Here is a 24,970-nt window from a genome sequence, read left to right as displayed (position 1 = left end):
CTGCGACCAACGGATTAAAAGTCCGCTGCTCTACCAGCTGAGCTAACGACCCGAAGAAGGAAGATTATAGGGGGTGCCCGGGATTCTGTCAAACCTAACGGGCAACTTTCTCCCCTGTCTTACTTTTTGCCGCCCCGTTCCTTGGCGGCTTGGGCCGCGCTGGAGTCCGGGTAGCGCGAGATCAGCGCGTTCAGGGTCTTGGTCGCGTTCGGCTTGTCTTTCAGCTCCGTGTAGCAGCTGGCGATGTTGAGCATGGCGTCGGCTGCCTTCGGGCTGTCCGGGTAGTTCTTCAGCACTGCCTGCTGGGCCGTGATGGCGCTCTTGCAGTCGCGCTGGGCGTAATAGGCGTTGCCCAGCCAGTATTGCGCGTTGGCCGCGTAGGCCGATTCCGGATAGCGCTTGACGAAGCCGTCCAGTGCCGTGACGGCGCCCTTGTAGTCGCCCGACTTGAACAGGCCGAACGCGGATTCGTACGCGCTTTGCTCGGATACGCCCACGGCCGCTTCCTGGCCGTCGATGGTGACCTGGCGCGGTTCGAGCTTGCGCAGGCGCGCGTCGATGTCGGCGTAGAAATCCTTCTGGCGCTTTTGCACATTCGCCAGGTCGTTGCCCAGCACTTCGATCTGGCCGCGCAGGCGGGCGATCTCTTGCATGGTCTGGTCGTGCTGGTTGATCAGGCTCAAGGTGCTGGTCTTGTCCGCCTTGGCGTCAACGCGGCTGTTCAGGTCGCGCGCCATGGCGTCGACCTTGGCGCGCAGCTCGAGGATGGCCTTGCGTGCTTCGTCGTCGTCGAACAGGGCGGCGTTGGCGTGCAGGGGCAGGTAGGCAAACGCGGCCATCAAGGCGGCGGCGACGCCGGCTTTCGAGAATGTCATCATGGGTCGGGCTTTCAAAGGTTACGCAAACATGCAAACGGGGCGCCGGGCGGTGAATCACCGCGCTGCGCCCCATTATTATGCCTATGACTGGCCAGTTAGGTAAGCGTCAATGCTGCCGCGCTCACCCGTGAACATCAATAAACGATGTCAGCGCGGCGGTTTTCAGCCCATGCTGCTTCGTTGCTGCCTTGTGCTTTAGGCTTTTCTTTGCCCAGCGACACGGCTTCCATTTGGCCTTCTGGCACGCCCAGGGCGGCCATCGACTTGCGCACGGCTTCAGCACGTTTCTGGCCCAGGGCCAGATTGTACTCAGCGCCACCGCGTTCATCGGTGTTACCTTGGATCAGGATCTTGCGTGCTGGGGTTTTTACCAGGTAAGCAGCGTGGTTTTGCACAACTGGGGTGTCCGCTTCGCGCACGACGTATTTGTCGAAGTCGAAGTAGATGCTGCGGTTAGCCAGCACGCCTTTTGGATCGTCCAGTGGATCGACCGATGCGGTCGTCACTGGCTGAACTTGACGGGTGTCAACTGGAGCGGCGACTTTTTCAGGAGCGCGCTCAACCACTGGGGTTTCTGCGACTTTGACTGGGGTGCTGCAGGCGGACAGCAGGGCTGCGGTAGCGGCGATGAAAGCCAAACTTTTAAAGTTACTCATTTTTATTCTCCGGGTCATGGTTAAAGGTGAAACTGTACAGCATTTACTTCATAAAAGGACCCCAGGTGGGCTCCTTGATATTGCCAGCTTGCGTAGTCAAACGCTGTTTGACGCGGCCATCCACCGATACCACTGCCAGCGACTTGCGTCGTCCGGATTCGGTCGCGTACATGATATATTTCCCGTTGGGCGAAAAGCTCGGTGATTCGTCGTTGGCGGTGTCCGACAGGCGCAGTTCCTGGCCACTAGCCAGGTCGAGCGCGTAGAGCTGGAAATTGCCGTCGCGACGGGAAATATAAGCGAGTGTCTTCCCGTCGGATGAAATCCGCGGGCTGATGTTGTAGGAGCCGCCAAACGTCACGCGCTTGGCTTCGCCGCCGCTGACCGACATGCGGTAGATTTGTGGTCCGCCGCTGCGATCGCTGGTGAAGTAAATACTTTGGCCATCGGCCGAGAATTGGGGTTCCGTATCGATGCCGCTGCTGCTGCTGACGCGGCGCAAGCCGCTGCCGTCGGCATTGACGGTGTAGACCTGGGTATGGCCATCGCGCGACAGGGCCACGGCCAGGCGCGAGCCGTCCGGGCTCCAGCTCGGCGCCGAATTGCTGCCTTTTTCATTCGACACGATGGTGCGCTGGCGCGTCACCAGGTTTTGTACGTAGACGATCGGCTTTTTCTTTTCAAACGAGACATACGCGACCTTGGTGCCATCCGGCGACCACGACGGCGAAATGATCGGCTCGTTCGAGCGCAGGGCGACCTGGATGCCTTCGCCATCGGCGTCGGCGATTTCCAGGCGGTATTCGCGGCCCGATTGCGTGACGTAGGCGATGCGCGTGGCGAACGCGCCCTTGACGCCCGTCAGCTTTTCATAGATGTCGTCGGCGATCTTGTGCGCCAGCAAGCGGTTGAACTGCGGCGCGGCCGCATTGTTCATGCTCGAGATCTGCGCGCCCTTGATGGTGTCGAACAGCTTGTAGCGCACGTCCAGGCGGCCATCGGCCATGCTTTGCACGGTGCCGGCCGCCAGCGCGTCGGCGCCGCGCGACTTCCACTGCTCGTAGCTGACGGGCGCCGTTTCCGATACGGGCGCATCGGCGTCGATCAGCTTGAACACGCCGCTGCGCGCCAGGTCGGCCTTGATGATGCCGGACAGCGATTGCGGCGCCGCCGATTCATTGACGAAGCTGGCGACAGCCACCGGGATCTGGTTGCTGCCGATCCCCGTAATCTCCACGCGCAGCTGCGCCTGGGCGCTTGACGCCCCCAGCATCAGGCCGGCACAGAGCACGACATAGCTCATTTTTTTCATGGTCATCATTTAGGCAAATCCTTCATCTCGAATATGAGTTCAATCTCGCGTTCCACCGTGCCGTCTTTTTTCTTCGGCAGTGGCGACGATTTATTAATGGCGTTTTCCACCGAGCTGTCATACGCCGGCAGGCCGCTGCTTTTAATCTTTCGGACCGAAATAATTTCCCCAGTTGGCAGTTGCTCGATCTTGAACACGGCGCGCGGGTTGCCCGGCACGTCCGTGCTACCGCTGTACGCGATATTGCTCTTGATCTTGCTCGTCAGGGCAGCGACATAACCGCTGTCCTTGCGTGGCGCGGTCGCTTTCGCGGCCGTGCCCGTCGTGCCGGCGCCGGCCGCACCCGTGATGCGGCTCATTTCCGCGGCGCGCGCCTTGTCGGCGGCTTTTTTCTCTTCCGCCGCTTTTTTCGCCTTGGCGGCTTTTTCCGCCGCCGCTTTTTTATCGGACAGTTCTTTCTCGGCTTTTTCTTCCGCCGCTTTCTCTTTGGCTTCTTTGGCTTTCTCCAGCTTGTCGGCCTTTTCTGCTTTTTCTTTTTCCAGTTTTTCAGCCTTGTCTTTTTCTTTCTGCTTCTGCTTTTCCAGTTCGCGCTTTTCTTCTTCGCGTTCCTTCAATTCCTGCTTGCGGCGCTCTTCCGCTGCCGCTTTTTCCTTCTCTTCCTTCAGCTTGGCCTTCTTGCGTTCCAGGGCGATCTCCGCCTCGCGCAGGTCGACCTTCGGCTCGGGTGCTGCCACCGGCGGCGGTGGCGGCGGGGCAGGCTGCTCCACTTGCGGTTCCGGCGGCGGCGTCGGCGTCGGTTCCGGTTCCGTCGCCACTTCGGGCGGCGGCGCGGCCGTCTGCACTTTCATATCCCACACTTCCGCTTCGACGGCGACAGGTTCCGTATTTTGCCAGTGTACGCCCACCCACAGGAAAAACAGCAGCCCAAGGTGCATCGCCAGCGCCAGGCCCAGCGAGGGCCAGCGGCTGCGTTCGCGCGGCACGCTGTAGGGCTTGCCGAGTACATGGTCGATTTGTTTGTTCTGCAAAGTCTAGTCTATCTAAAAACGGTCAAGTCTGGAAACAGGGTATTGCGCTTACTTGGTAGCCAGGCCGACGCGGGTAATGCCCATTTTTTTCGCTTCGGAAATGAGCTGGATCACATCGTCGTACTTGCTTTCCTTGTCGCCCGCAATCATCACGGGATAGTCGGGATTGCTCTCGTGCAAACCGCGCAGCTTGCGCAGCAGGGCGTCGCGGTTCGGTTCCGTTTCCGGCGACAGCTGTTCCTTGCCGATGACGCCGATTGACAGCGAACCATTTGGCTTGAGCACGATCTGAATATAGTCATCGGGCGGTTTCGCCGACTTTTCCGCGTTGGGCAAGTTCACCACGCTGGGATTGTTCGACGACGGCATCACCATGAAAATGATCAGCAGCACCAGCATCACGTCGATATACGGCACGACGTTGATTTCGGACTTGAACTTGCGGCCACGGCCACCGCGCATGCTGCCGCTATTGAATGAGGAACCCATGGACCTTGCTCCCTCTTAGCGCGACTGGCGCTGCAAGATGTTGGAGAATTCCTCGACGAAGCTCTCGAAGCGGATCGCCAGGCGGTCGATGTCATGCGAAAAGCGGTTGTAGGCGACGACGGCGGGAATGGCCGCGAACAGGCCGATGGCGGTGGCGATCAGCGCTTCGGCAATGCCGGGCGCGACGGCGGCCAGGGTGGCTTGCTGCACGTTGGCCAGGCCGCGGAAGGCGTTCATGATGCCCCACACGGTGCCGAGCAGGCCGATGTACGGCGAGACGGAACCGACGGAAGCGAGGAAGGCCAGGTGCGATTCGAGCACGTCCATTTCGCGCTGGAAAGCGGCGCGCATGGCGCGGCGTGCGCCGTCGAGCACGGCGCCGACGTCCAACGCTTCGCGCGAACCGTAGGAAGCCTTGCCCTTGATGAATTCACCCATGCCGGCATCGAAGATGCGGGCCAGCGCGCCGCTCTGGTCGCGGTTGCCGCTGGCGTTCTGGTGCAGCGCATGCAGGTTGCCGCCGGCCCAGAAGCTGCGTTCGAATTCGATGGTTTGCTTGCGCGCCTGGCGCACGGCAAACATCTTGCGGAAAATGTAGGTCCAGCTGGTCAGGGAAATCAGCAGCAGCAGGGCCATGATCAGTTGCACGATCAAATGGGCATTGGAGATGAGCGCGAGGAAAGAAAGATCTTGTGTAACGTTCATTGGCTGGCAGTCTGTTGGGTGAATTGTCCGGGGGTGGCAGGTAGGGCTCAGGCGGCGCGCATGCGGGCCGCGACTGCATCAGGCACGGCGCGCGGGCGCAGGGCCGAATCGACGCAGCCGATCTTGACGCGGGCCGTGTTGAGCAGGCGGTCGCCGCACCAGGCTTGTTGCAGGAAAACGATGGAGGCTCGCCCCATTTTTTCTATGCTTAGGGTTAATCTTACCGTGTCATCGAGCCTGGCTGGCGCATGATAGTCGGCGTTGACGCTTTTGACAACGAACATTGCGTCATGCTGTTCCAGCAATGCCTGCTGGCCCACGTCGATGGCGCGCAGCCATTCTGTGCGCGCGCGCTCGAAGAATTTCAGGTAGTTAGCGTAATAGACGATGCCGCCGGCGTCGGTGTCTTCATAGTAGACACGTACGTTCCAGGTAAAGACTGAAGGCATGTTTATTGCGCCAGTAGTGAGATTGAGCAACATTTTACGCGATTTTTCTTCTTGTGACTGTGGGCGCTTGCTGGAAAGCCATGCAAAAGCTGCATATAAGTTGCACCGCAGCATTGTAAATCCGGGGTAGGCAATGGCAAGCCCCGTAACATACGCTTACATGCCTTGACCAGGTTTAAGTCAAGCTTAAGCACCGCATTCACGCACCCGGGCGGCTCGTGGCATGCCCGGCTTGCGTTGGCGCGCGGCGATTATAGCCGCACGGTTGCATTCCTTGCTCAATTTGGGCACTTAACTTACAATTTGACTTCCATTACGTCTCACGTGACTGGCGAAAAGTCGGCGATCTGCCTGGATGGCGATCGGCAAACCGGCGAAAGGTGGGCACCCACCGGGAAACGTGAGATTTTTCATCAGCCGTTCGCCTGGGTAGCCACTATGGAAAAGCACGAAGAGGCTGCCCGTCAAGTGTTGTTATTCAATTAACGCCGGCTCCCCTCATTCGATCCAACCTGCCAGTACAAGCACCCTCATACTTGGAGTTTTTACATGTTTGCAAAAGATCACACCCTCGCCAACGTCGATCCTGAATTGTTCGCCGTCATTCAAAAAGAGAACACGCGCCAGCATGACCACATCGAACTGATCGCGTCGGAGAACTACACGTCGCCAGCCGTCATGGAAGCGCAAGGCTCGCAGCTGACGAATAAATATGCCGAAGGCTATCCAGGCAAGCGCTACTACGGTGGCTGCGAATACGTCGACGTGGCCGAGCAACTGGCCATCGACCGCGTGAAACAGCTGTTCGGCGCCGAATGCGCGAACGTGCAGCCGAATTCCGGTTCGCAGGCGAACCAGGGCGTGTTCTTTGCCATGTTGAAACCAGGCGACCTGATCATGGGTATGTCGCTGGCCGAAGGCGGCCACCTGACCCACGGCATGCCGCTGAACATGTCCGGCAAATGGTTTGACGTCGTGTCGTATGGCTTGACGGCGGAAGAAGACATCGACTACGAGGCAATGGAGCGCCTGGCCCGCGAACGCAAGCCGAAACTGATCATCGCCGGCGCCTCCGCGTTCTCGAAAAAGATCGACTTCGAACGCTTCGGCAAGATCGCCAAGGAAGTTGGCGCCTATTTCATGGTCGACATGGCCCACTACGCCGGCCTGATCGCCGCCGGCCTGTACCCGAACCCGGTGCCGTTCGCCGACTTCGTCACCTCGACCACGCACAAATCGCTGCGCGGCCCGCGCGGCGGCATCATCCTGATGAAGGCCGAGCACGAAAAAGCCATCAACTCGGCCATCTTCCCTGGCATCCAGGGCGGCCCGCTGATGCACGTGATCGCCGGCAAGGCTGTCGCCTTCAAGGAAGCGCTGAGCCCTGAATTCGTCGAATACCAGAAGCAAGTGATCAAGAACGCCGACGTGCTGGCGAAAACCCTGATCAAGCGCGGCCTGCGCATCGTGTCCGGCGGCACCGAGTCGCACGTCATGCTGGTCGACCTGCGCGCCAAGAACCTGACGGGCAAGGAAGCCGAAGCCATCCTCGGTTCCGCGCACATCACCTGCAACAAGAACGGCATCCCGAACGACCCGCAAAAACCCTTCGTCACCTCGGGCATCCGCCTGGGCAGCCCGGCGATGACGACGCGCGGTTTCAAGGAAGCGCAAGCGGAAGAAGTGGGCAACCTGATCGCCGACGTGCTGGACAATCCGCATGACGCCGCCACCATCGAGCGCGTGAAAGCGGCCGTGAAAGTGCTGGCCGACGCGCATCCGGTGTACGCATAATTATTTGTCCAGAATGTGTCATACGGAGTAAGATTCTGTCTGACACATTCCAGTCGTGCCCAAGGGCGCCCGGAGTGATTCGGGCGCCCTTTGTACAAGGGCGGCGATTTCCCGTAATTATTACTATAAAGTTGTAGCCAGCCCATGAAATGTCCATTTTGCCAGCACGGCGACACCCAGGTTCTCGATACGCGCGTATCGGAGGAAGGGGATGCCATTCGGCGCCGCCGCCGCTGCGGCAAATGCGACAAGCGTTTTACGACTTACGAACGCATTGAACTTATCATGCCGGCCGTCGTCAAAAAGAATGGCAGCCGGACGGAGTTCGCTGCGGATAAGTTGCGCGGCAGTTTGATGCTGGCCTTGCGCAAGCGTCCCGTCGCGGCCGCCTCCGTGGATACGGCCATCGCCTCCATCCAGGAAAAACTGCTCACCAGCGGCTTGCGCGAAGTCGATTCCGGCTATATCGGCGAGCTCGTCATGCAAGAACTCAAGCGCCTCGACAAGATCGCCTATATCCGCTTCGCCTCCGTCTACAAGAATTTCGAAGACCTGGCCGAGTTCCAGGATGCGATCGCCGAAGTGGGGCAGGCACGCAGCAAGCCCTGACGTACACTTTTCCGACAACGGGGCCGCTCATGCGCCCCGTCTTCATCATGCCAGCGTTCGCCTGGCAAGCAGCCTGATCAATCCCAACGCTGTCCTTCTCAATTATCGCCGTGTTGTTTGCGCCAGCGCAGACCCGGCTTCTTGCGCGCGCCTATCTTGTAGCTGGGCCGCCTGATCTTGCGACTCTTTCTGCGGAAGGGAGTAGCACATGCGCAATGGCGGTCGCACTATGTTTCCTGCGGGTGGCAGCAGCCTCGTCGAGGTGCTCGTGTCGCTGCTGCTGTTGGCGCTAGGCTTGCTTGGTGCCAGCATCCTGCAACTGCACTCCCTGCGCGCGCGCCACGAGTCGGCGCTGTTGTCGGTGGGCGTGCAGCTGGCCGCCAGCATGGCCGAGCGCATGCGCGCGAACAGCGTGCTCATGAATGGACCCGATACGGGCAACCCCTACCTGAACGTGGCCTACGCGGCGGCGGACGCTGCCGAAGCTGGCGGTGGCGCGCCGGACTGCTTCGGTGCTAGCGCCTGCAGCGCGGCCGAACTGGCGCAATTCGACATCGCCGAGTGGAAGCAAGGGCTGCATGCTGCCTTGCCAGGCGCGCGTCTGCATATCTGCCGCGATGCTCCCGCGTGGGACGCCGCCGCCCAAGGCTTGCACTGGGCGTGCAGCGGCGGCAAGGGCGCGCCCATCGTCATCAAGCTGGGCTGGCGCGCCCGCTTGCCCGATGGCTCGCCCGCCGTGAATGGGGCAAACGAGTCGCTGCCCAGGCTGGCATTCCAGCTGGGCGGAGGCGGCGCATGAACATCGTCCTGTATCCGCATCGTGGCATGAGCCTGGTGGAATTGCTGGTGGCCCTGTCGCTGGGTGCGCTGCTGATGCTGGCCGCCAGCACCATGCTGCTCGCGGCCAGCGGCAGCTATGGCGACCAGTCCGCCGGCGCGCGGCTGGACGACAACGGCCGCTATGCGCTCGACGCCATCGCCCGCGCCGTGCGCCAGACGGCGTACGTGAACTGGGACAGCAGCGCCGCGCCTGTCGCCCATGCCGATTACGACAGCGCAAATGTCGCCGGGCTCGACGCGCGCAGCCTCGGCAAGAACAGCGAAGGCATCAGCGGCGCGCTGCCCGGCGCCCTGCATGGCAGCGACGTGCTGGCCCTGCGCTATTACGGCGCCGGCAAGGAGGCGGGCGGCGACGGAACCGTGCTCAATTGCGCGGGCTTCGGCGTGGGCGCCGCGCAAACGGAGGCGCAGCGGGGCTGGAGCATTTTCTATGTGGCGCAGGGCGCCGATGGCGAGGGGGAATTGCGCTGCAAATACCGTGGCGCGAACGGTTGGGGGGCGGACGCCATCATCCGTGGCGTCGACGCTTTTCAGGTGCTGTACGGCCTCGACACGGATACGCCGCCCGACGGCGTGGCGAACCGCTATGTCAACGCCAGCGCGCTCGACGCCTACGATGCGGCGCTGGTGCTGGCGGGGGCGGATGCGGCCGCGCGCCAGCGCGATTTTTGCCGGCGCACGCACTGGAAGCGCGTGGCCAGCGTGCGCGTGGCGCTGTTGCTGCATGGCGAGGCGGGCCAGGCGGACAAGATGGCGGAACTGGGGCCGGCGCAGTTCGACCTGTTCGGCAAGGCGTATGCCGAGGCGCACGGCGCCGGCGATACGGGCGTGCGCATCGCGCGCGCGTCCTTGCCCGCCGCAACGCGCTCACGGCTGCGGCAACTGGTGCAGACGAGCATCATGCTGCGCAACGGGCCGGCCTAGACAGGCGGCGCGATGGCAGACAGGGGCGTCCGCTGTTGCGCACTATGGTGTCCACCTCATGCACGCCGCAGTGGCGCCACCCTCGTGTATGTGCTGTGCCTGCTTGTGATCATCTTGTTGCTGGGCATATCGGCGGCGCAGATGGCCTTGCAGGGCGAAAAGGCGGCACGCGGCGAACGCGACCGGCAGATCGCGTTTCAGGCGGCGGAGGAGGCATTGGTGGATGCGCAGAACGATATCGAAGGTTTGCCCGGCGCGCCGGGACGCAGCGGCCTCTTCGCGCCAGGCAGTGCGGCAGGGTTTGCGGATGGTTGCGGCGAGGGAGGCGCACTGGGCTTGTGCCTGCCCGCCGCCCCGGATGCGCCAGCGCTCTGGCTAAGTACGGACCTCGATGGCGCGCAAGCGAGTAGCCGCGCCGTGCCGTACGGGCAGTTCACGGGCGCCGCCATGCAGACGGGACAGGGTTTCCTGCCGTCGCGCCGGCCCCGCTACCTGATCGAACTGCTGCCGTTTCACCCGCCCGGCGCGCAGGCCACGGCCGTGGCTGGCGGCCTGGCCACGGAAAGCTATGTGTACCGCATCACGGCCATGGGTTTTGGCGCGCAGGAAAGCACGCAAGTCGTGCTGCAAAGCTATTATCGCAAACAGGTGGCGGGAGCGGGGCCATGAGGGCGCTGGCGTCCGTCTGCTTGCTGCTGGCTTGCCTGGCCAGCCTGGTTTGCGGTCCCGCCATCGCGGCCGCACCTCCCGTGACGCTGGCGCGGGCCGACGCGGGTTTGTACGGCGCCAGAGTGCCGCCGAATCTGCTGCTCAACCTGTCTTTCACGCATGCGGCGGCCGCTGCCGCGCATGGCGGCGACTATGCGCCGCAGCGCGAGTACGCAGGGTACTTCCATGCGCGCATGTGCTACAGCTATCCGTACCGCAGCAAGGACGGCGCCATGCTGCCGGACTCGCGCGTAGCGACCGCTTACTTCTCCGTGCTGAAACCGGCCGATGCGCAGCACGGTTGCGGCGGCGACAGTTTCAGCGGCAACTTTCTCAACTGGGCCAGCACCAGCATGCTCGACATCGTCCGTTACGCCCTGACGGGCGGCGACCGCGTCATCGACGAAGTGCGCAAGACGGTGCTGCAGCGCGCCTCTTTGCCCGATGCGGGCAGCGCCGTCGACTTCTTTGCCCACCCCGTCTTTTTTCCGCGCAAGGTCTTGCAGACAGGCGTGACGGCGGCGACACCGTTTGCGCTGGCGCAACTGTCCATCGTTTCCTGCCGTAATCGCCTGCTGTTCGGCGACGCCAGCTTGCCTCCGGGCGGCAGTTGCGACACGCCTGGCTTTGCTGCCACGCATGGCGTGTTCCTCGCGCGCGTGCGCGTGTGCGATGCCGATGAGGGGCCGTTGCGCGACGACTTGTGCCTGGCGTATGGCAAGAACTACAAGCCGGTGGGCGCCGTGCAGCGCCATGGCGGCAGGGTACGCGTGGGCGTGTTTGGCCATTTGAATGGCATGCCCGCCAGCGCCGGCCCCGTGTATGGCGGCGTGCTGCGCGCGCCGCTGGCCCACGTGGGAAGACAGCGCTGGACGGCGCCCGACTTTTTGCCGCAAGACAATGCTGGCGCCGAGTGGAATCCCGCCACCGGCGTGTATGCGGCTCAAGCTGCGGGCCCTGGCGGCGGGGTGACCGCTTACATCAATGGCCTGGGGCGCGGCAACGCCGCGCATCCCGGCGCGTACGCCAGCGCGGCGCCGCTGGCTGAATTGTTGTACGAATCGCTGCGCTACCTGCAGGGCCGGCAAGCGAGCGCCCCGGTGCCGCCTGTCACGACCCCGCCTGCCATCGACGATGGCTTGCCCGTCGTGATTGCGTGGAGCGACCCGCAAATGGCCAGCTGCCAGCGCCACATCGTCGTCAGCCTGGGCGATGCGGGCATGGCGGGCGACCGCTACGTGCCCGGCAATGTCCCGCTAACTCCCGCATCAAACGGCGACCGTGCCCGCGCGCCGGACAGTTTTTCGCCGCCGCCGTTCGATGCGATGGCCTGGACGCGTGCGGTGGGCAGCCTGGAAAGCGGCGGCGCGCAGGGCAATCCCATGCCACGGCCGGAACTGGCGGCACTGGAAATGCTGGCCGAAGGGGCGGGCGGCGCCAGCTACCATGCGGCAGGCCTGGCCTACTGGTCGCATGTGCAGCCACTGCGTCCTGGCGGCAAGAATGACGGCGTTGCCAAGGTCGGGCACTATGCGGGCGACTTGCGCCAGGGCGACCCGGCCAGCGAATCTGCCGCCACTCCCTTGTTGTTGGCGGCCAAGTATGGCGGCTTTCTCGATGCGAATGGCGACGCCAACCCCTACAAGAGCGCAACGGGCAGCGCGCTGGATGAATGGAGCCTGGACGGCCGCTGGCCCGCCCACTACTTGCCCGGCAGCGATCCGGCCGCCCTGGTCGCGGGACTGCGCGCGGCCTTTGCGGCCGCCGACAAGGCTACTTTGCCCGCGACGCTGGCAGGACCAGCCCTGATGGCTTTGGCCAGCGGTACGGAAGAGGCATACTGGTTCCAGACGCAGATGCGCCTGGCCGATGGCAGCATGACCTTGTCGCGCACCGCGTTTGCCGTGGGCGCCGATGGGGCGCTGCTTCCCGGCAAGCCATGGTGGCGCGTTGGTGGACTGGATATGCCCGTACCGGATGGAACGCCGGCACCCTTGCGTCCCGTCTACACGCCCGACGCCAAGGGTGCCCTGATGCCGCTGGCCTGGAAGCGGCTCGATGCGGAACAGCGCGGCGCCTTCGATGGCGGCGATGGCCAAGCGGTACAAGGAGAAGCGCGCCTGGCGTATCTGCTGGGCCAGCGCACGCACGAGGTGGGCCAGCCGGATGGTTTCCTGCGGCGCCGGTCAGGCAGTCTGGGGGCGTCACCGTACGGCAATCTGCTGTACGTGGGCGCGCCGGGGCTGGGCATGCCGGGCGCCGCCTATGGCTTGCACCGCCAGGCGCTGCTGCAGCGCCGCAAAATGCTGTACCTGGGGGCCAACGATGGCTTGCTGCATGCGTACGATGCGCGCACGGGCAGCGAAGTGTTTGCCTATCTGCCGCAGGCGCTGCTGCACCTTGCGCCAGCCGCTGCGAGCACTCACTACAGTCCCGGGCCGCTGCTCGACGGCGCGGCGGCCACGGCGGAAGTGCTGGCGTCGGGTCACTGGAAGACGGTGCTGGTGTCGGGCATGGGCGGCGGAGCGCAAGGCGTGTTTGCGCTCGACATCACCGACCCGATGCGTTTTGCGCAAGACGGGGCGCTGTGGGAATTTTCGGACCGCGACGACAAGCTGATCGGCAACGTGCGCGCGCCGCCCGCCTTTGCCCGCATCAATATAGGCGGCAAGGAGGGCGTACCGGCCTACCGCGATTTTGCCATCGTCGCCAGCGGCTACAACAACCATGTGAATGACGGCAAGGACACGACGGCGCCCGCATCGGCCGCCGCCATTTTCCTGCTGGCGCTGGACAAGGCGCCTGGCACACCCTGGGTGTTAGGGAGTAATTACTTCCGCCTCAAGGTGCCCGTGGCCGGCGGCAGCGATGGCGGCAATGACACTGAAGCGGGCGCGAACGCGGGCGCTGACGCCATGCCCCGCGCGCTGGGCCCGCCCGCCGTGGTGCCGGGCGGCGATGGTGCGCTGGCGTATCTGTATGCGGGTGATTTGCAGGGCAACATCTGGCGCCTCGACATGTCGGGCGGACCGCCGTGGAAGGAGGGCCAGGGGCGCAAGCTCGTGTTTGTCGCGCGCGATGCGCAGGGCCGGCGCCAGCCCGTGACGCAGCAATTGAGCGTAGCGTATGCGCCCGGTGGCGGCTATGTTCTGCTGTTCGGCACGGGCAAGCTGGTCGAAGCGGCCGATACCTGGCCTTCCGCCTTCCTGTCGCAGTCGTTTTACGCCGTGCACGATGATGTGCGCGAGTCATCGCCCACGCGCAGCCGGGACGACCTGGAACAGCGCAGCCTGGGCGAGGCGGCGGCGGGAGTGCGCGTCGACGGCAGCGAGCTGCGCTATACGGGCAGCAACGCCATGCGCGGCTGGTACCTCGATTTTCTCAATACCGCGCAGACGGGCGAACGCAGCATCAGCAGTCCCGTGCTGGCCGCCGGCAAGGTGCTGTTCAATACCGTCCTGCCCGGGCGCGATCCCTGCAGCAAGCCGGCCACGCGCCTGTACGTGCTCGATGTGCTGAGCGGCTTTGCCGCCGATGGCGCCGGTGTCGTGCAGGCGGGCGCGCAGACGGGGCGCTTGTTCGATGGCCTGGCGCGCGCGCCGCCGCTGGCGCTGGAATTGAACAGCACGGTGGGCGCCGCGACGGCGGCAGGGCGGGCCGACGGGCGCAAGGAACTGGCCGTGCTGCAACCGGGCTTGCCCGGCGCGGCCAGCGGTACGGGGCTCAAGGTGGTCAGCGCGCCGCTGCCGGCCCGGCGTCTCAGCTGGCGCGAAGTGGCGAACTGGCGCGAATTGCACGAGGCGGCCAAGAAAAAATAGGCGCAGGCGAGGCAGGCGCATCGGCTGGCGTTTTTTGGGGAAGAAGGGAGATCGCATGGGAACGTTGGCAAGGCGGAACTGGGCCGCTGCAAACGGTGGCGTTCCTGTTGTCAACCCGCCGGGCTTCAGCCTGATCGAACTGCTGTCCGCGCTGGCGATCATGAGCCTGCTGCTGGCGCTGGCCGTGCCCGCTTATCACGGCCATGTCGTGCGTGCCAAGCGGGTGCAGGGGCAGGCGGCTCTGTTGCGGTTGATGCAGCAGCAGGAACGCTATTACTCGCAAAACAATCACTACCTGGCATTTTCCTCGGCGTCGCCAGCGCCGCCATTTCCGTGGTGGTCCGGCGAAGGGCCGGCTGCCAGCGCGGCCGGCAGCGCGTATGAAATCGAGGCGCTGGCCTGTCCCGGGTTGACTATCGGGCAATGCGTGCTGTTGCGTGCCATGCCGGGCACGGCCAAGGTCGATGCGCAGTTCCAGGATGCCGATTGCGGCGTACTTTCCTTGAACAGCACGGGGCAGCGCGGCAGCAGCGGCCCGGCCAGCCATTGCTGGCCCTAAGCCATGAGCACGCGCATGCATCCGCGCCGGGCGGGGCACACCCTGCTCGAATTGCTGGCCGTGCTGGCGATGGCCGCGCTGCTGGCGGCCGCTGCCATGCCCAGCCTGCAGCAGGTGCTGGCGCGCCAGCAGGTACGCGCGGCGGCCACGGATCTATTTTCGGCCATCGAATTGACGCGGGCGCAGGCGATGGCGCGCGGCCAGCGCGTGCTGCTGATACCGGCCGGGCCCGGTGGCACGGACTGGCGCACGGGCTGGCTGGCATTCATCGACCGCAATGCCAACCTGGCGTTCGATGGCGATGACGAATTGCTGTTCCGCCAGGGACCGCTGCCGGCGGGCATCACGGCCCAGTTTGCGTTTTCGTCGGCCACGGCACCGTTTTATATCGCCTACAATGGCGCAGGACGCAGTTGCAGCGCGACCAATAGCCTGGCGGCGCGCTGGGGTACCTTGTCCCTGGCTTTGGGAAAGCAGGTGCGGCATATTAAAATCAATATGCTGGGCAGGGTGCGCGTGTGCGATCCGCAGCAGCAGGCAGCCAATTGCAGCGGCGTGGCCGACAGTTCGTAACCCGACTTATCTATTACTCACAATCAAAGAAGCCCGTGGAAATACTCAACGATATCGATGGCATGCGCCTGGCGCTGGAATGGGCGGCGCGCGGTTTGTACACGACCTCGCCCAATCCCCGCATCGGCTGCGTGATCGTCAGGGATGGCCAGGTGATTGGCGCCGGCGTGACGCAGGCGGCCGGGCAGGATCATGCAGAGGTGCAAGCGCTGGCCAACGCGGCGGCGCGCGGCAACGACGTGCGCGGCGCCACGGCGTACGTCACGCTGGAGCCGTGCAACCACCATGGCCGCACGCCGCCCTGTTCCGATGCGCTCGTGCGCGCGGGGCTGGGCCGTGTCGTGGCCGCCATGACGGACCCGAATCCGCTGGTGGCGGGGCAGGGACTGGCCAAGCTGCAAGCGGCCGGCATCGCCGTCACCACGGGCGTGCTGGCCGACGAGGCATATGAAATGAATATCGGCTTTTTCTCGCGCATGCAGCGCGGCAAGCCGTGGGTGCGCCTGAAAACGGCGGCCAGCCTGGACGGCATGACGGCCTTGCACAATGGCCAGAGCCAGTGGATCACGGGGCCGGCAGCGCGCGCCGATGGCCATGCCTGGCGCGCCCGCGCCTGCGCCATCCTGACGGGCATCGGCACGGTCAAGGCGGACGATCCGCAACTGAACGTGCGCGCCGTCGAGACGCCGCGCCAGCCACGCCGCATCGTCGTCGACAACCGGCTCGACATCAGCCTAGACGCGCGCATCCTTGCTGGCGGCGGCACGTGGATCGTGGCGGCCGTTGCCAACCCGGAAAAGGAGGCGCAGCTGCGCGCCCTGGGCGCGGAAGTCATCCTGTTGCCGGACGCGGCCGGCAAGGTCGACTTGCCTGCGCTGATGCTGGAACTGGGCCGCCGGCACATCAATGAAGTCCACGTCGAGGCCGGCTCCAGGCTGAACGGCTCGCTGATCCGCGAAGGCTGCGTCGACGAGCTGCTGGTCTACCTGGCGCCCACTTTGCTGGGCGATGCGCAAGGCATGTTTGCCTTGCCCGCCTTGACGGATATCAAACAGCAGCGCACTTTGCAATTTCACCAGGTTCAGCAAGTGGGCGAAGATGTGCGTATCCTTGCAAGATTCGCCCAGCGCAATTAATACTTTTACACTTTTATAGGGTTAGTTCATGTTTACAGGAATTGTTGCCGCCATCGGCAAGATTGAAACCGTGCAAGCACTCGACGGCGGCATTGATGCCGGCGTGCGCCTGAACATCCACGCTGGCGGCTTGCCGCTGGCCGACGTGGCCCTGGGCGATTCGATCGCCATCAATGGCGCCTGCATGACGGTGGTGGAAAAGTCGGACACGGGCTTTGCCGTCGATGTCTCGCGCGAAAGCCTCAATTGCACCGTGGGCCTCGATACCACCACGGAAGTGAACCTGGAAAAAGCCCTGACCCTGGCCGAGCGCCTGGGCGGCCACCTGGTGTCCGGCCACGTCGACGGCCTGGGCATCGTGCGCAAATTCGAAGCCGTGGGCGAATCGTGGGAACTGGTCATCGAAGCGCCGCACGAGTTGGCGAAATACCTGGCCTTCAAGGGTTCCGTCGTCGTCAATGGCGTGTCCCTGACCGTCAACAGAGTGGAAGACCTGGGCGCGGGCGCCGTCAACGGCTGCCGCTTCTCGATCAATTTGATCCCGCACACGATCGCCATGACGACTCTGAAACACTTGACGGTCGATGGCAAGGTCAACCTGGAGATCGACCTGATCGCCCGCTATGTCGAGCGCATGCTGTCGCTGGACAAGGCTGCCGCCTGAGATAAGAACACAGCACTGAGTGCAGCAACACAGCCTCCGCCTTGCCAGGCGTGTGTTGCTTTTCTTTCAGACGCGCATACTATGAAGCTTTCCGCAGTGGAGGCTAGCCATGGACCCGATTTCGCGCGCAACTGTGCCCAACACCATCCCGGCCACGTCCCGCGTGGGCGAGACTGCGCCGCTGGCGCCTGCGCTGCCCGTGCCGGCATCCAGCGCGGCGGCGGCCCTTGCCATCCTGTCCTCGACCCAGGTCGATATTTCTCCGCTGGGCCAGTTCCTGTCCGGCGTGGCCCTGTCGCGCCGGCAACTGCTGGCCTTGCAGGGCGCCACGGAAGAGGCCAGGGCGGCAAATACCCCCGTGAACGTCAATGACGACTTGCTGGCGCTGGCGCGGCAGCTGACGGAATCGTTCGCCCAGCTGCAAACGAGCGGCATTGATGCCAGCCAGCTGGCGACGGCCGGCGACACGCCGGGCAGCCTGGCGCAGCGCTACGATTTGCTGTCGGGCGATGGCACGACGGATGCGGCGGCCGCGCTGGCGCAGGACGGCAACTTGCTGACCCAGGCGGGCCTGGCGCGCATCGGCATCGACTTGCGCAATGAAGATGTCGATGCTGCAACTTTACAGGCCGCGTATGCGGCCGACAGCAATGCTACCCTCGATGCCTTGCAACAGGGAACGGACGTGCTGGCGCAGGTGGGCGCCGTGCTGGCCCAGCAGCAGGGCGCGCCGCTGGCCGCCGTGGTCGAAGCGGATTTGACGGGCGCAGCATTGCCGTCCGGCGCCGCGCAGCCGCAAGCCATTGACGCGGCGCCGCCGCAGACGGCCGCCATTGCGCAGCGGCAGCTGGAACTGCAGCAGCAACTGGAAGTGGAAGAACTGAACCTGGACTTGCAGGAGTTGCGGCCCCAGCCGTCGGCGCAAGCAGCCGCCGATGCAGCAGAACCGCCGCAGATGCAGCGGGCAGATAGCCAGCGCGTCGATGCCCAGCGCCTGGACGCCGAACGCATGGACAGCGAACGCATCAATACCGATCAGCAGGCGCAGCAGCGGGAAGCTGCGCGGGTGGACGAATTGCGGCAAGGGCAGGTGCAGCAGCAGGCGCAAGCAGCGGCGGACGATGCGGCGCGGGCGCAGCTGGCCGCCAGCGACGCGCAAATAGCGGCAGAAGCGGCCAGTGACCGGGCGCGGTCGCTGGCGCGCGTGGCGCAGGGGCAAGCGGACGCGGGCCTGGCGACGGCGCAAGCCCGGCTGGCCCAGCAAAATGCGCAGGCGCAGCAACTGGCCGCGCAAAACGCCGGCATGGCCGTGCCGCCGCCGTCATCGCAAGACCCGTCCGTGGCGGCAGCCATCGCCGCGTATAACCTGAACAATGCAGCCCTGAATCCCGGCTTGATGAACCGGCCATTGCCGGCCAGCGACTCGCGTCTGCCACTGGTGGCGCCCGTCGCTGCCGTGGAACCCGTCAAGCCCGTGACGAAAATCTAGGGCAGCAGGGTGGCGTCCAGCGTGATATTGGCTTTAAGCAGCTTCGACACGGGGCAGCCGGCCTTGGCCTTGCCTGTCAATTCCTCGAATCTGGCCTGGTCGGCGCCGGGAATTTTTGCTTTCAGGATCAGGTGGACGGCCGTGATGGCAAAGCCATCGTCGACCTTGTCGAGGGTCACTTCGGCCGTCGTCTCCATCTTTTCCGCCGTCAGCCCCGCTTCGCCGAGGATCAGCGACAGGGCCATGGTGAAGCAGCCCGCGTGGGCGGCGCCGATCAATTCCTCGGGATTCGTGCCCGGCTTGCCTTCGAAGCGGCTGGCAAAGCCGTAGGGATATTCCTGCAAGGCGCCGCTGCGCGTGCTGATGGCGCCCTTGCCGTCCTTGATGCCGCCTGACCAGATGGCCGATCCATTGGTTTTCATGTTGCCGCTCCTGTGTGGGTGTCGCTGCGAATGGGGCGTCAGCGCCGTGGCGGTGACTGGCTGATCTTATGCTCTTCGCAAGGCCGGCGGCGCGCGTTTTGCCGCCGCCGTTTGCGCTGGATCGAGGAATTGGCGCTTTGTGATGCCGGCTGCGGCATCCGTGCCGCAATCCTGTCTTATTTCAGGTCTGCTAGCGCTAAATCCTTTAAAATAGCAGGTTATAAGAAAATTCCCGGAAATTCGCGGAGTATTCGCGCTCGATGTTTCAGTTTCAGTTTTTAGTTTCATTAACAACGCCTGGCAAAACCGTCGCGAGCGGAAGGGAGAGGTGGCCGAGAAGCGCAACCGTACGAAGGTACGGTGAGCATCGCAAGCCGCCTATACCGACGCGCAGCAGGTTTTGCCAGGCGTCCTACGAGGATGAACAATGTCTATATCCAGCACCGAAGAGATCGTCGCTGAATTGCGCGCCGGCCGCATGGTGATACTGGTCGATGAAGAAGACCGGGAAAATGAAGGCGATCTGGTGCTTGCCGCCGATTTCGTGACGCCTGAAGCCATCAATTTCATGATCACGCATGCGCGTGGCCTGGTCTGCCTGACCCTGACGGAAGAGCGTTGCGACGAGCTGAACCTGTCGATGATGACGTCGCGCAACGGCACGGCCTACGGCACCAACTTTACTGTTTCCATCGAAGCGGCCGAAGGCGTGACGACGGGCATTTCCGCCGCCGACCGCGCCAAGACCATCCAGGTGGCCGTGGCCAAGGGCACGCAGCCCAGCGATATCGTCCAGCCTGGCCATATCTTCCCCCTGAAAGCGCAAAAAGGCGGCGTGCTGATGCGCGCAGGCCATACGGAAGCCGGTTGCGACCTGACGGCCATGGCCGGCCTGACGCCCGCTTCCGTGATTTGCGAAATCATGAAGGACGACGGCACCATGGCGCGCCTGCCGGACTTGCTGGTGTTTGCCGAGCAACATGGCCTGAAAATCGGCACGATCGCCGACCTGATTCATTACCGCAGCCAGACGGAGTCCCTGGTCGAGCGCGTTGCCGAGCGCACGCTGCACACGGCGCACGGCGAATTCCGTTTGATCGCGTTCCGCGACAAGCCCAGCGCCTCGGCCCACCTGGCCCTCGTGCATGGCGACCTGGCGCCCGGCCTGGAAGCGCTGGTGCGCGTGCACCAGCCCGTTTCCCTGCTGGACGTGCTGGAAAGCGAAGCGACCACCCACTCGTGGACGGTGGCTGCCTCGATGGCCGCCATCAAGCAGTCCGAGCGGGGCGTGATGGTCTTGCTGAACTGTGGCGAGACGTCGAGCGAGCTGTTTGCCCAGTTCGCCGCGCTCGATACGCCGCAAGCCAAGCCGAAAGGCCGCGCTGCCAGCATGGACTTGCGCAGCTATGGCATCGGTGCGCAAATCCTGCGCGACCTGGGTGTGAGCAAGATGCAATTGCTGGCCAGTCCACGCAAGATGCCGTCGATGGCCGGTTTCGACCTGGAAGTAACGGGTTTTCAGTGCCATCCAGGCCAGACGCCTGACTAAATCGACTGCGCGTCGCGATTTTGTCAGGCGTCGATGTGAGAGTAAACGATGGCGGCATGTGCATGCCGCCCTGAACCACCAGATTAAAGAGGCATATGATGAGCGTAGGAACTTATGAAACCAATTTTGCCGGCGAAGGTTTGCGCGTCGGTATCGTCCAGGCACGATTCAATGAAATCGTCGGTGGTGGCTTGCTGTCGGCATGCCTGGAAGAGTTGAGCAAGCTGGGCGTGGCCGATGAAGATATCCTGCACGTGACCGTGCCGGGCGCCCTGGAAATCCCACTGATTCTGCAAAAAATGGCAGAAACCGAGCAATTTGACGCCCTGATCGCCCTGGGCGCCGTGATTCGCGGTGAAACCTACCACTTCGAGCTGGTATCGAACGAATCGGGCGCGGGCATCACGCGCGTCGGTCTCGATTACGGCATCCCCATCGCCAACGCAGTGTTGACGACGGAAAACGACGAGCAGGCGGAAGTGCGCATGCTGGTCAAGGGAGCCGAAGCGGCACGCGTGGCAGTGGAAATGGCTAATTTAGCGCAAGCGCTAGAAGAGTTGCAGGAATCCGAGGAGGACTAGCCGTGTAGTGAACGTCCGATAAAGCGCCCATAGCTGCGTTGCAAGCCCTCGCCGTACATTCGTACTGTCTTCGGGCTTGCGTCTTGCTCTGAGCATTTTCTCGAACGTTCTGACACGCGGTTGGCTGCGGCGCGTTGAAAAGCGCGCCGCGCTGTCTCGCCGGAATTTGTAGTGAACACGTACTTAAGAACAGGTAACAATCATGACTGAGAAAAATTTGCTCGCCAATCCCAGCAAAAACCGCACGCCGCGTCACCGTGCGCGCGAGTTTGCGCTGCAGGGCTTGTACCAGTGGCTGCTGAATAATGAAGACGCGACCACCGTCGTGAACAATATTCGCGCCGCGCATGGTTTCGACAAGGCCGATGGCGATCATTTCACGGTGCTGCTGTACGGCGCCATCAAGGATTCGCTGGCGCTGCGCGACAGCATGGCACCCTTGATCGACCGCAATATCGCAGAACTGTCGCCTATCGAACACGGCATCCTGCTGATCGGCGCTTTCGAGCTGAAGAACAACATGGAAATCCCGTACCGCGTCGTCATCAACGAAGCGGTCGAGTTGGCCAAGTCGTTTGGCGGTATCGATGGCCACAAGTATGTGAACGGCGTGCTGGATAAATTGGCAGTGAAATTCCGCGAGGAAGAAGTGGGCGCCAACAAGCGCAAGTAATATAGAGCGTAGCTCCTGCGGCTAAGGCCGCAGGGCAAAGAAAAAGCCACCGCACGCAAGTGCTGGTGGCTTTTTCTTTGGACGCCCCTGTGAGGGCTTTTAAAGGGTCACAGGGGGATCAGAGACCCGCGATCTCGTTGTGTGGTGCGATCTTGATGGTAATGTTGCCGCTTTCCGCTGCAGGCGCCTTGACTGGCGCTGGCGTGTTCGATGCCATCACCGGCGTCGTGGTCGGCACGCGCTGGCCGTTTGATACTTGTTTCAGGCGGCGGTATTCGGCCAGCACGCGCGAGCCGTAGCCCGAGTCGGTGGCGAAGTTGGCGGCGCCCACGTAGGTTTTCAAGCCCGCTTCGACGGAACCGCCACGCGTGACATAGTCTTTCAGGATCAGCGAGCCGACGCGGATGTTGGCGACGGGATTCAGGGCCGCCTGCACGCCGCCCATTTCCTGGAAGCGCTCATGGTGTACTTTCGACATGACTTGCATCAAGCCTTGCGCGCCGACGGGGCTTTCCGCGAACGGGTTCAAGCCCGATTCGATGGCCATCACGGCCAGGATCAGCAGCGGATCCAGCTTGATTTCACGGGCCGTCAGGTAGGCCGTCGAGACGAGCATATTGGTCGCATCGTTGGCCACGCGGTAGCGCTTGGAGAGCCAGTTGGTGACCCATTGCTGCTGCTTTTGCGTGCCCAGCAAGGCTTTCTCTTCCTTGGTCAAAGGCGCCTCGTTGGCGGCGGCCGTTTGCACGGAAGCAGGCGCTTCCATCAGTGCCGACAAGGCCGGCGCTTCAACGGCTTGCGCCTCTGCCATTGGCAGCGGGAACAGGCTGTGCGTCAGTTGCTTGCCCAGGTCAGGGCGGAACATCAGCAGGGCGATCAGTGCCAGGGCGGAAATGCCGAAGACTGTCAGTGTATGTTGTGCCGTCGTCAATACGCCACGTGCCGAAATGGCTTGTGCGCGGGCGCGCAAACGCGCCAACGCTGGCTGGCCAGCCACGGTTGAAGCAGGCAATGCTGCTTCAGTGCTACGATGAGTCATAGAGTTCCCCGAAATGTCGCGTCAACAGGCAGTCCCTCCGCGGTTTCGCGGTGTTGTGGGTACTGCCAATGCCGTGCATCAGAAATATCATCGTTTCCGCCGCGTATGGATGCGTGCGAGAAACGCCGTCATTGCTTGCTTGAGCTGATCGGTCCCGTTTTGGTATTGGATCAGTCGCAATACAACTTTTACCGGGGGTAAGGCAGACGCCTTTTGAAAACACTCCTTAAAATGTCATGTGGAGCCCCGACTCCGTGAATGAAAGAGAAACGCTAAAATCAAGCCCTGGGCCGGCGTGCTCTTTCAAGTTGGGCGAATTGTAGAAGCCGTTTTATATCAAGTCAATACTAACGAATCGATTCTTTATTACTTTTATGTCTTACTTTTTGTCTTGCATTGTGCCAAAAGCCAATAAAATCAATTACTTGGCATAGATCCTTCAGCAACGGCGTCCGACGTCAAAAAAAATTAAAAACACATGAAATATTCAGATTTGCGAGATTTTATTTCTCAGCTGCAACAAATGGGTGAACTTAAGCCTATTTCGACCCCCATTTCGCCGATTTTGGAGATGACGGAGGTGTGCGACCGCACCTTGCGCGCTGGCGGACCGGCCTTGCTGTTCAACAATCCGACGGGATACGACATGCCGGTGGTGGGCAATCTGTTCGGCACCACGCGCCGCGTGGCGCTGGGCATGGGCGCGGAAGACGTCAGCGAGTTGCGCAAGATCGGCCATGTGCTGGCGCGTCTGAAAGAGCCGGAACCGCCGAAGGATTTCAAGGACTTGCTGGGCCTCGGTTCGCTGGTGAAATCCGTGTGGGACATGTCGCCGAAAGAGTTGCGCGGCGCGAAGTGCCAGGAAATCGTCTGGGAAGGCAATGACGTCGATCTGGCGCGCCTGCCGATCCAGCATTGCTGGCCCGGCGATATCGCGCCCCTGATCACCTGGGGCCTGGTGATCACCAAGGGGCCGAACAAGAAGCGGCAAAACCTGGGCATCTATCGTCAGCAAGTACTGGGACGCAACAAGGTCATCATGCGCTGGCTGGCGCACCGGGGCGGGGCGCTGGACTTCCGCGAGCATGCGATTCAAAGCAAGGGCAAGCCGTATCCGATCGCCGTCGCGCTCGGCGCCGATCCCGCTACTATATTAGGGGCCGTCACGCCGGTGCCGGACAGTCTGTCCGAATACCAGTTCGCCGGCCTCTTGCGCGGCAGCCGCACCGAATTGGTAAAAGCGATTGGCAGCGAGCTGCGCGTGCCCGCCTCGGCCGAAATCGTGCTCGAAGGCCATATCTACCCGGATGAAAACCATCCGAGCGGCTACGAGCACGCGCTGGAAGGGCCGTATGGCGACCACACGGGCTACTATAATGAGCAGGACAGTTTCCCCGTGTTTACCATCGACCGCATCACCATGCGCCGCGACCCGATTTACCACTCCACGTACACGGGCAAGCCGCCTGACGAACCGGCCGTGCTGGGCCTGGCCCTGAACGAAGTGTTCGTGCCTTTGCTGCAAAAGCAGTTCAGCGAAATCACGGACTTCTATCTGCCGCCCGAAGGCTGCAGCTACCGCATGGCCGTGGTGCAGATCAAGAAGCAGTACGCGGGCCACGCCAAGCGCGTGATGTTCGGCGTGTGGAGCTTCCTGCGCCAGTTCATGTATACCAAATTCATCGTCGTGGTCGACGAAGACGTCAATATCCGCGACTGGAAAGAGGTGATCTGGGCCATCACCACGCGCGTCGACCCCATCCGCGATACCACCCTGGTCGACAACACGCCGATCGACTACCTGGACTTCGCCTCGCCCGTCAGCGGCCTGGGCAGCAAGATGGGCATCGACGCGACGAATAAATGGCCGGGCGAAACGACGCGCGAGTGGGGCACGACGATTGCCATGACGCCGGAAGTGAAGGCCAGGGTGGATGGCATCTGGCAAGAGCTGGGCCTGTAAGGCCAACCCAAGAGCAGATGCCGGGGTCGTACCCTCAGGGTGCGACCCCGGATTTTGCCTTTGGGTTAGCCTGGTCACGCAGCAACTTCCCCAATCTTGCGCAGGTCGGTTA

At 62.9% G+C, this 24,970-nt stretch carries 24 protein-coding genes and 1 riboswitch; of the genes, 15 read left to right on the top strand and 9 right to left on the bottom strand.

The features are described from left to right. Window positions 1-119: 119 nt before the first annotated feature. From ybgF to ybgC, 7 genes are all read right to left on the bottom strand, one after another. A complete protein-coding gene (gene ybgF, locus AC54AF_RS22955; RefSeq protein WP_496638390.1) occupies window positions 120-878 on the bottom strand; it encodes a tol-pal system protein YbgF in 759 nt (252 codons plus the stop codon). 134 nt (window positions 879-1,012) lie between these two features. Beyond that, the gene (gene pal, locus AC54AF_RS22950; protein WP_099409962.1) at window positions 1,013-1,534 is read right to left on the bottom strand and encodes a peptidoglycan-associated lipoprotein Pal; all 522 of its coding nucleotides are present in this window, start codon (window positions 1,532-1,534) and stop codon (window positions 1,013-1,015) included. Between the two features lie 43 nt (window positions 1,535-1,577). Further along, window positions 1,578-2,846, bottom strand: a complete 1,269-nt coding sequence (gene tolB / locus AC54AF_RS22945; RefSeq protein WP_496638392.1) for a Tol-Pal system beta propeller repeat protein TolB — start codon at window positions 2,844-2,846, stop codon at window positions 1,578-1,580. 5 nt (window positions 2,847-2,851) lie between these two features. Then, on the bottom strand, window positions 2,852-3,874 hold the full coding sequence (tolA, locus tag AC54AF_RS22940) for a cell envelope integrity protein TolA (RefSeq protein WP_496638389.1): 1,023 nt from the start codon (window positions 3,872-3,874) through the stop codon (window positions 2,852-2,854). Between the two features lie 48 nt (window positions 3,875-3,922). Further along, window positions 3,923-4,363, bottom strand: coding sequence for an ExbD/TolR family protein (locus AC54AF_RS22935; RefSeq protein WP_496638388.1), 441 nt, complete (start codon window positions 4,361-4,363; stop codon window positions 3,923-3,925). A gap of 15 nt (window positions 4,364-4,378) precedes the next feature. After that, complete coding sequence (gene tolQ, locus AC54AF_RS22930) at window positions 4,379-5,068, bottom strand: protein TolQ (RefSeq protein ID WP_034759183.1); 690 nt, start codon at window positions 5,066-5,068, stop codon at window positions 4,379-4,381. A gap of 47 nt (window positions 5,069-5,115) precedes the next feature. Then, window positions 5,116-5,517 (bottom strand): tol-pal system-associated acyl-CoA thioesterase, encoded by a 402-nt coding sequence (ybgC, locus tag AC54AF_RS22925; protein WP_099387060.1) that lies wholly within the window; start codon window positions 5,515-5,517, stop codon window positions 5,116-5,118. 314 nt (window positions 5,518-5,831) lie between these two features. Beyond that, window positions 5,832-5,955, top strand: a riboswitch (ZMP/ZTP riboswitch). A gap of 111 nt (window positions 5,956-6,066) precedes the next feature. Between ybgC and glyA the strand changes: the two genes are divergently transcribed. From glyA to AC54AF_RS22870, 11 genes are all read left to right on the top strand, one after another. Next, window positions 6,067-7,311, top strand: a complete 1,245-nt coding sequence (gene glyA, locus AC54AF_RS22920; RefSeq protein WP_131689548.1) for a serine hydroxymethyltransferase — start codon at window positions 6,067-6,069, stop codon at window positions 7,309-7,311. A gap of 144 nt (window positions 7,312-7,455) precedes the next feature. After that, on the top strand, window positions 7,456-7,920 hold the full coding sequence (gene nrdR, locus AC54AF_RS22915) for a transcriptional regulator NrdR (protein ID WP_071078724.1): 465 nt from the start codon (window positions 7,456-7,458) through the stop codon (window positions 7,918-7,920). 208 nt (window positions 7,921-8,128) lie between these two features. Then, complete coding sequence (pilV, locus tag AC54AF_RS22910; protein WP_496638387.1) at window positions 8,129-8,719, top strand: type IV pilus modification protein PilV; 591 nt, start codon at window positions 8,129-8,131, stop codon at window positions 8,717-8,719. Continuing rightward, a complete protein-coding gene (locus tag AC54AF_RS22905) occupies window positions 8,716-9,684 on the top strand; it encodes a PilW family protein (protein WP_496638386.1) in 969 nt (322 codons plus the stop codon). The genes pilV and AC54AF_RS22905 overlap by 4 nt, the downstream gene beginning before the upstream one ends. A gap of 12 nt (window positions 9,685-9,696) precedes the next feature. Next, the gene (locus tag AC54AF_RS22900) at window positions 9,697-10,353 is read left to right on the top strand and encodes a pilus assembly PilX family protein (RefSeq protein ID WP_496638385.1); all 657 of its coding nucleotides are present in this window, start codon (window positions 9,697-9,699) and stop codon (window positions 10,351-10,353) included. Then, a complete protein-coding gene (locus tag AC54AF_RS22895) occupies window positions 10,350-14,210 on the top strand; it encodes a pilus assembly protein (RefSeq protein ID WP_496638384.1) in 3,861 nt (1,286 codons plus the stop codon). The genes AC54AF_RS22900 and AC54AF_RS22895 overlap by 4 nt, the downstream gene beginning before the upstream one ends. 55 nt (window positions 14,211-14,265) lie before the next feature. Further along, complete coding sequence (locus AC54AF_RS22890; protein ID WP_496638383.1) at window positions 14,266-14,769, top strand: type IV pilin protein; 504 nt, start codon at window positions 14,266-14,268, stop codon at window positions 14,767-14,769. Window positions 14,770-14,772: 3 nt separating this feature from the next. Next, the gene (locus AC54AF_RS22885) at window positions 14,773-15,342 is read left to right on the top strand and encodes a GspH/FimT family pseudopilin (RefSeq protein WP_496638382.1); all 570 of its coding nucleotides are present in this window, start codon (window positions 14,773-14,775) and stop codon (window positions 15,340-15,342) included. A gap of 62 nt (window positions 15,343-15,404) precedes the next feature. Beyond that, window positions 15,405-16,478, top strand: coding sequence for a bifunctional diaminohydroxyphosphoribosylaminopyrimidine deaminase/5-amino-6-(5-phosphoribosylamino)uracil reductase RibD (ribD, locus tag AC54AF_RS22880; protein WP_496638391.1), 1,074 nt, complete (start codon window positions 15,405-15,407; stop codon window positions 16,476-16,478). Window positions 16,479-16,506: 28 nt separating this feature from the next. Then, window positions 16,507-17,142 carry a riboflavin synthase gene (locus AC54AF_RS22875; RefSeq protein WP_131689542.1) on the top strand — a complete coding sequence of 212 codons (636 nt, stop codon included), beginning with the start codon at window positions 16,507-16,509 and terminating at the stop codon, window positions 17,140-17,142. Window positions 17,143-17,251: 109 nt separating this feature from the next. Continuing rightward, window positions 17,252-18,631 carry a hypothetical protein gene (locus AC54AF_RS22870; RefSeq protein WP_496638381.1) on the top strand — a complete coding sequence of 460 codons (1,380 nt, stop codon included), beginning with the start codon at window positions 17,252-17,254 and terminating at the stop codon, window positions 18,629-18,631. On the opposite strand, the gene AC54AF_RS22865 is transcribed toward AC54AF_RS22870, so the two are convergent. Continuing rightward, window positions 18,628-19,053 (bottom strand): OsmC family protein, encoded by a 426-nt coding sequence (locus tag AC54AF_RS22865; protein ID WP_102299096.1) that lies wholly within the window; start codon window positions 19,051-19,053, stop codon window positions 18,628-18,630. The genes AC54AF_RS22870 and AC54AF_RS22865 overlap by 4 nt on opposite strands. A gap of 427 nt (window positions 19,054-19,480) precedes the next feature. On the opposite strand from AC54AF_RS22865, the gene ribBA reads away from it, so the two are divergent. From ribBA to nusB, 3 genes are all read left to right on the top strand, one after another. Further along, window positions 19,481-20,602 carry a bifunctional 3,4-dihydroxy-2-butanone-4-phosphate synthase/GTP cyclohydrolase II gene (ribBA, locus tag AC54AF_RS22860; RefSeq protein ID WP_096234479.1) on the top strand — a complete coding sequence of 374 codons (1,122 nt, stop codon included), beginning with the start codon at window positions 19,481-19,483 and terminating at the stop codon, window positions 20,600-20,602. A 98-nt stretch (window positions 20,603-20,700) separates the two neighbouring features. Further along, entirely contained in the window at window positions 20,701-21,183 is a 483-nt protein-coding gene (gene ribH / locus AC54AF_RS22855) for a 6,7-dimethyl-8-ribityllumazine synthase (RefSeq protein WP_131689563.1), read from the top strand. A 202-nt stretch (window positions 21,184-21,385) separates the two neighbouring features. Further along, on the top strand, window positions 21,386-21,856 hold the full coding sequence (nusB, locus tag AC54AF_RS22850; RefSeq protein ID WP_071078713.1) for a transcription antitermination factor NusB: 471 nt from the start codon (window positions 21,386-21,388) through the stop codon (window positions 21,854-21,856). 118 nt (window positions 21,857-21,974) lie between these two features. Here the strand turns inward: nusB and AC54AF_RS22845 are convergent, their stop codons facing one another. Continuing rightward, entirely contained in the window at window positions 21,975-22,895 is a 921-nt protein-coding gene (locus tag AC54AF_RS22845; RefSeq protein WP_496638380.1) for a transglycosylase SLT domain-containing protein, read from the bottom strand. Between the two features lie 478 nt (window positions 22,896-23,373). On the opposite strand from AC54AF_RS22845, the gene ubiD reads away from it, so the two are divergent. Then, on the top strand, window positions 23,374-24,858 hold the full coding sequence (gene ubiD, locus AC54AF_RS22840) for a 4-hydroxy-3-polyprenylbenzoate decarboxylase (RefSeq protein ID WP_496638379.1): 1,485 nt from the start codon (window positions 23,374-23,376) through the stop codon (window positions 24,856-24,858). Window positions 24,859-24,970: the final 112 nt, after the last annotated feature.

Source organism: Janthinobacterium sp. JF4, from assembly GCF_059617925.1.
Note: the sequence above shows the minus strand (reverse complement) of the source record. Positions and strands in the feature narration are given on the sequence as shown.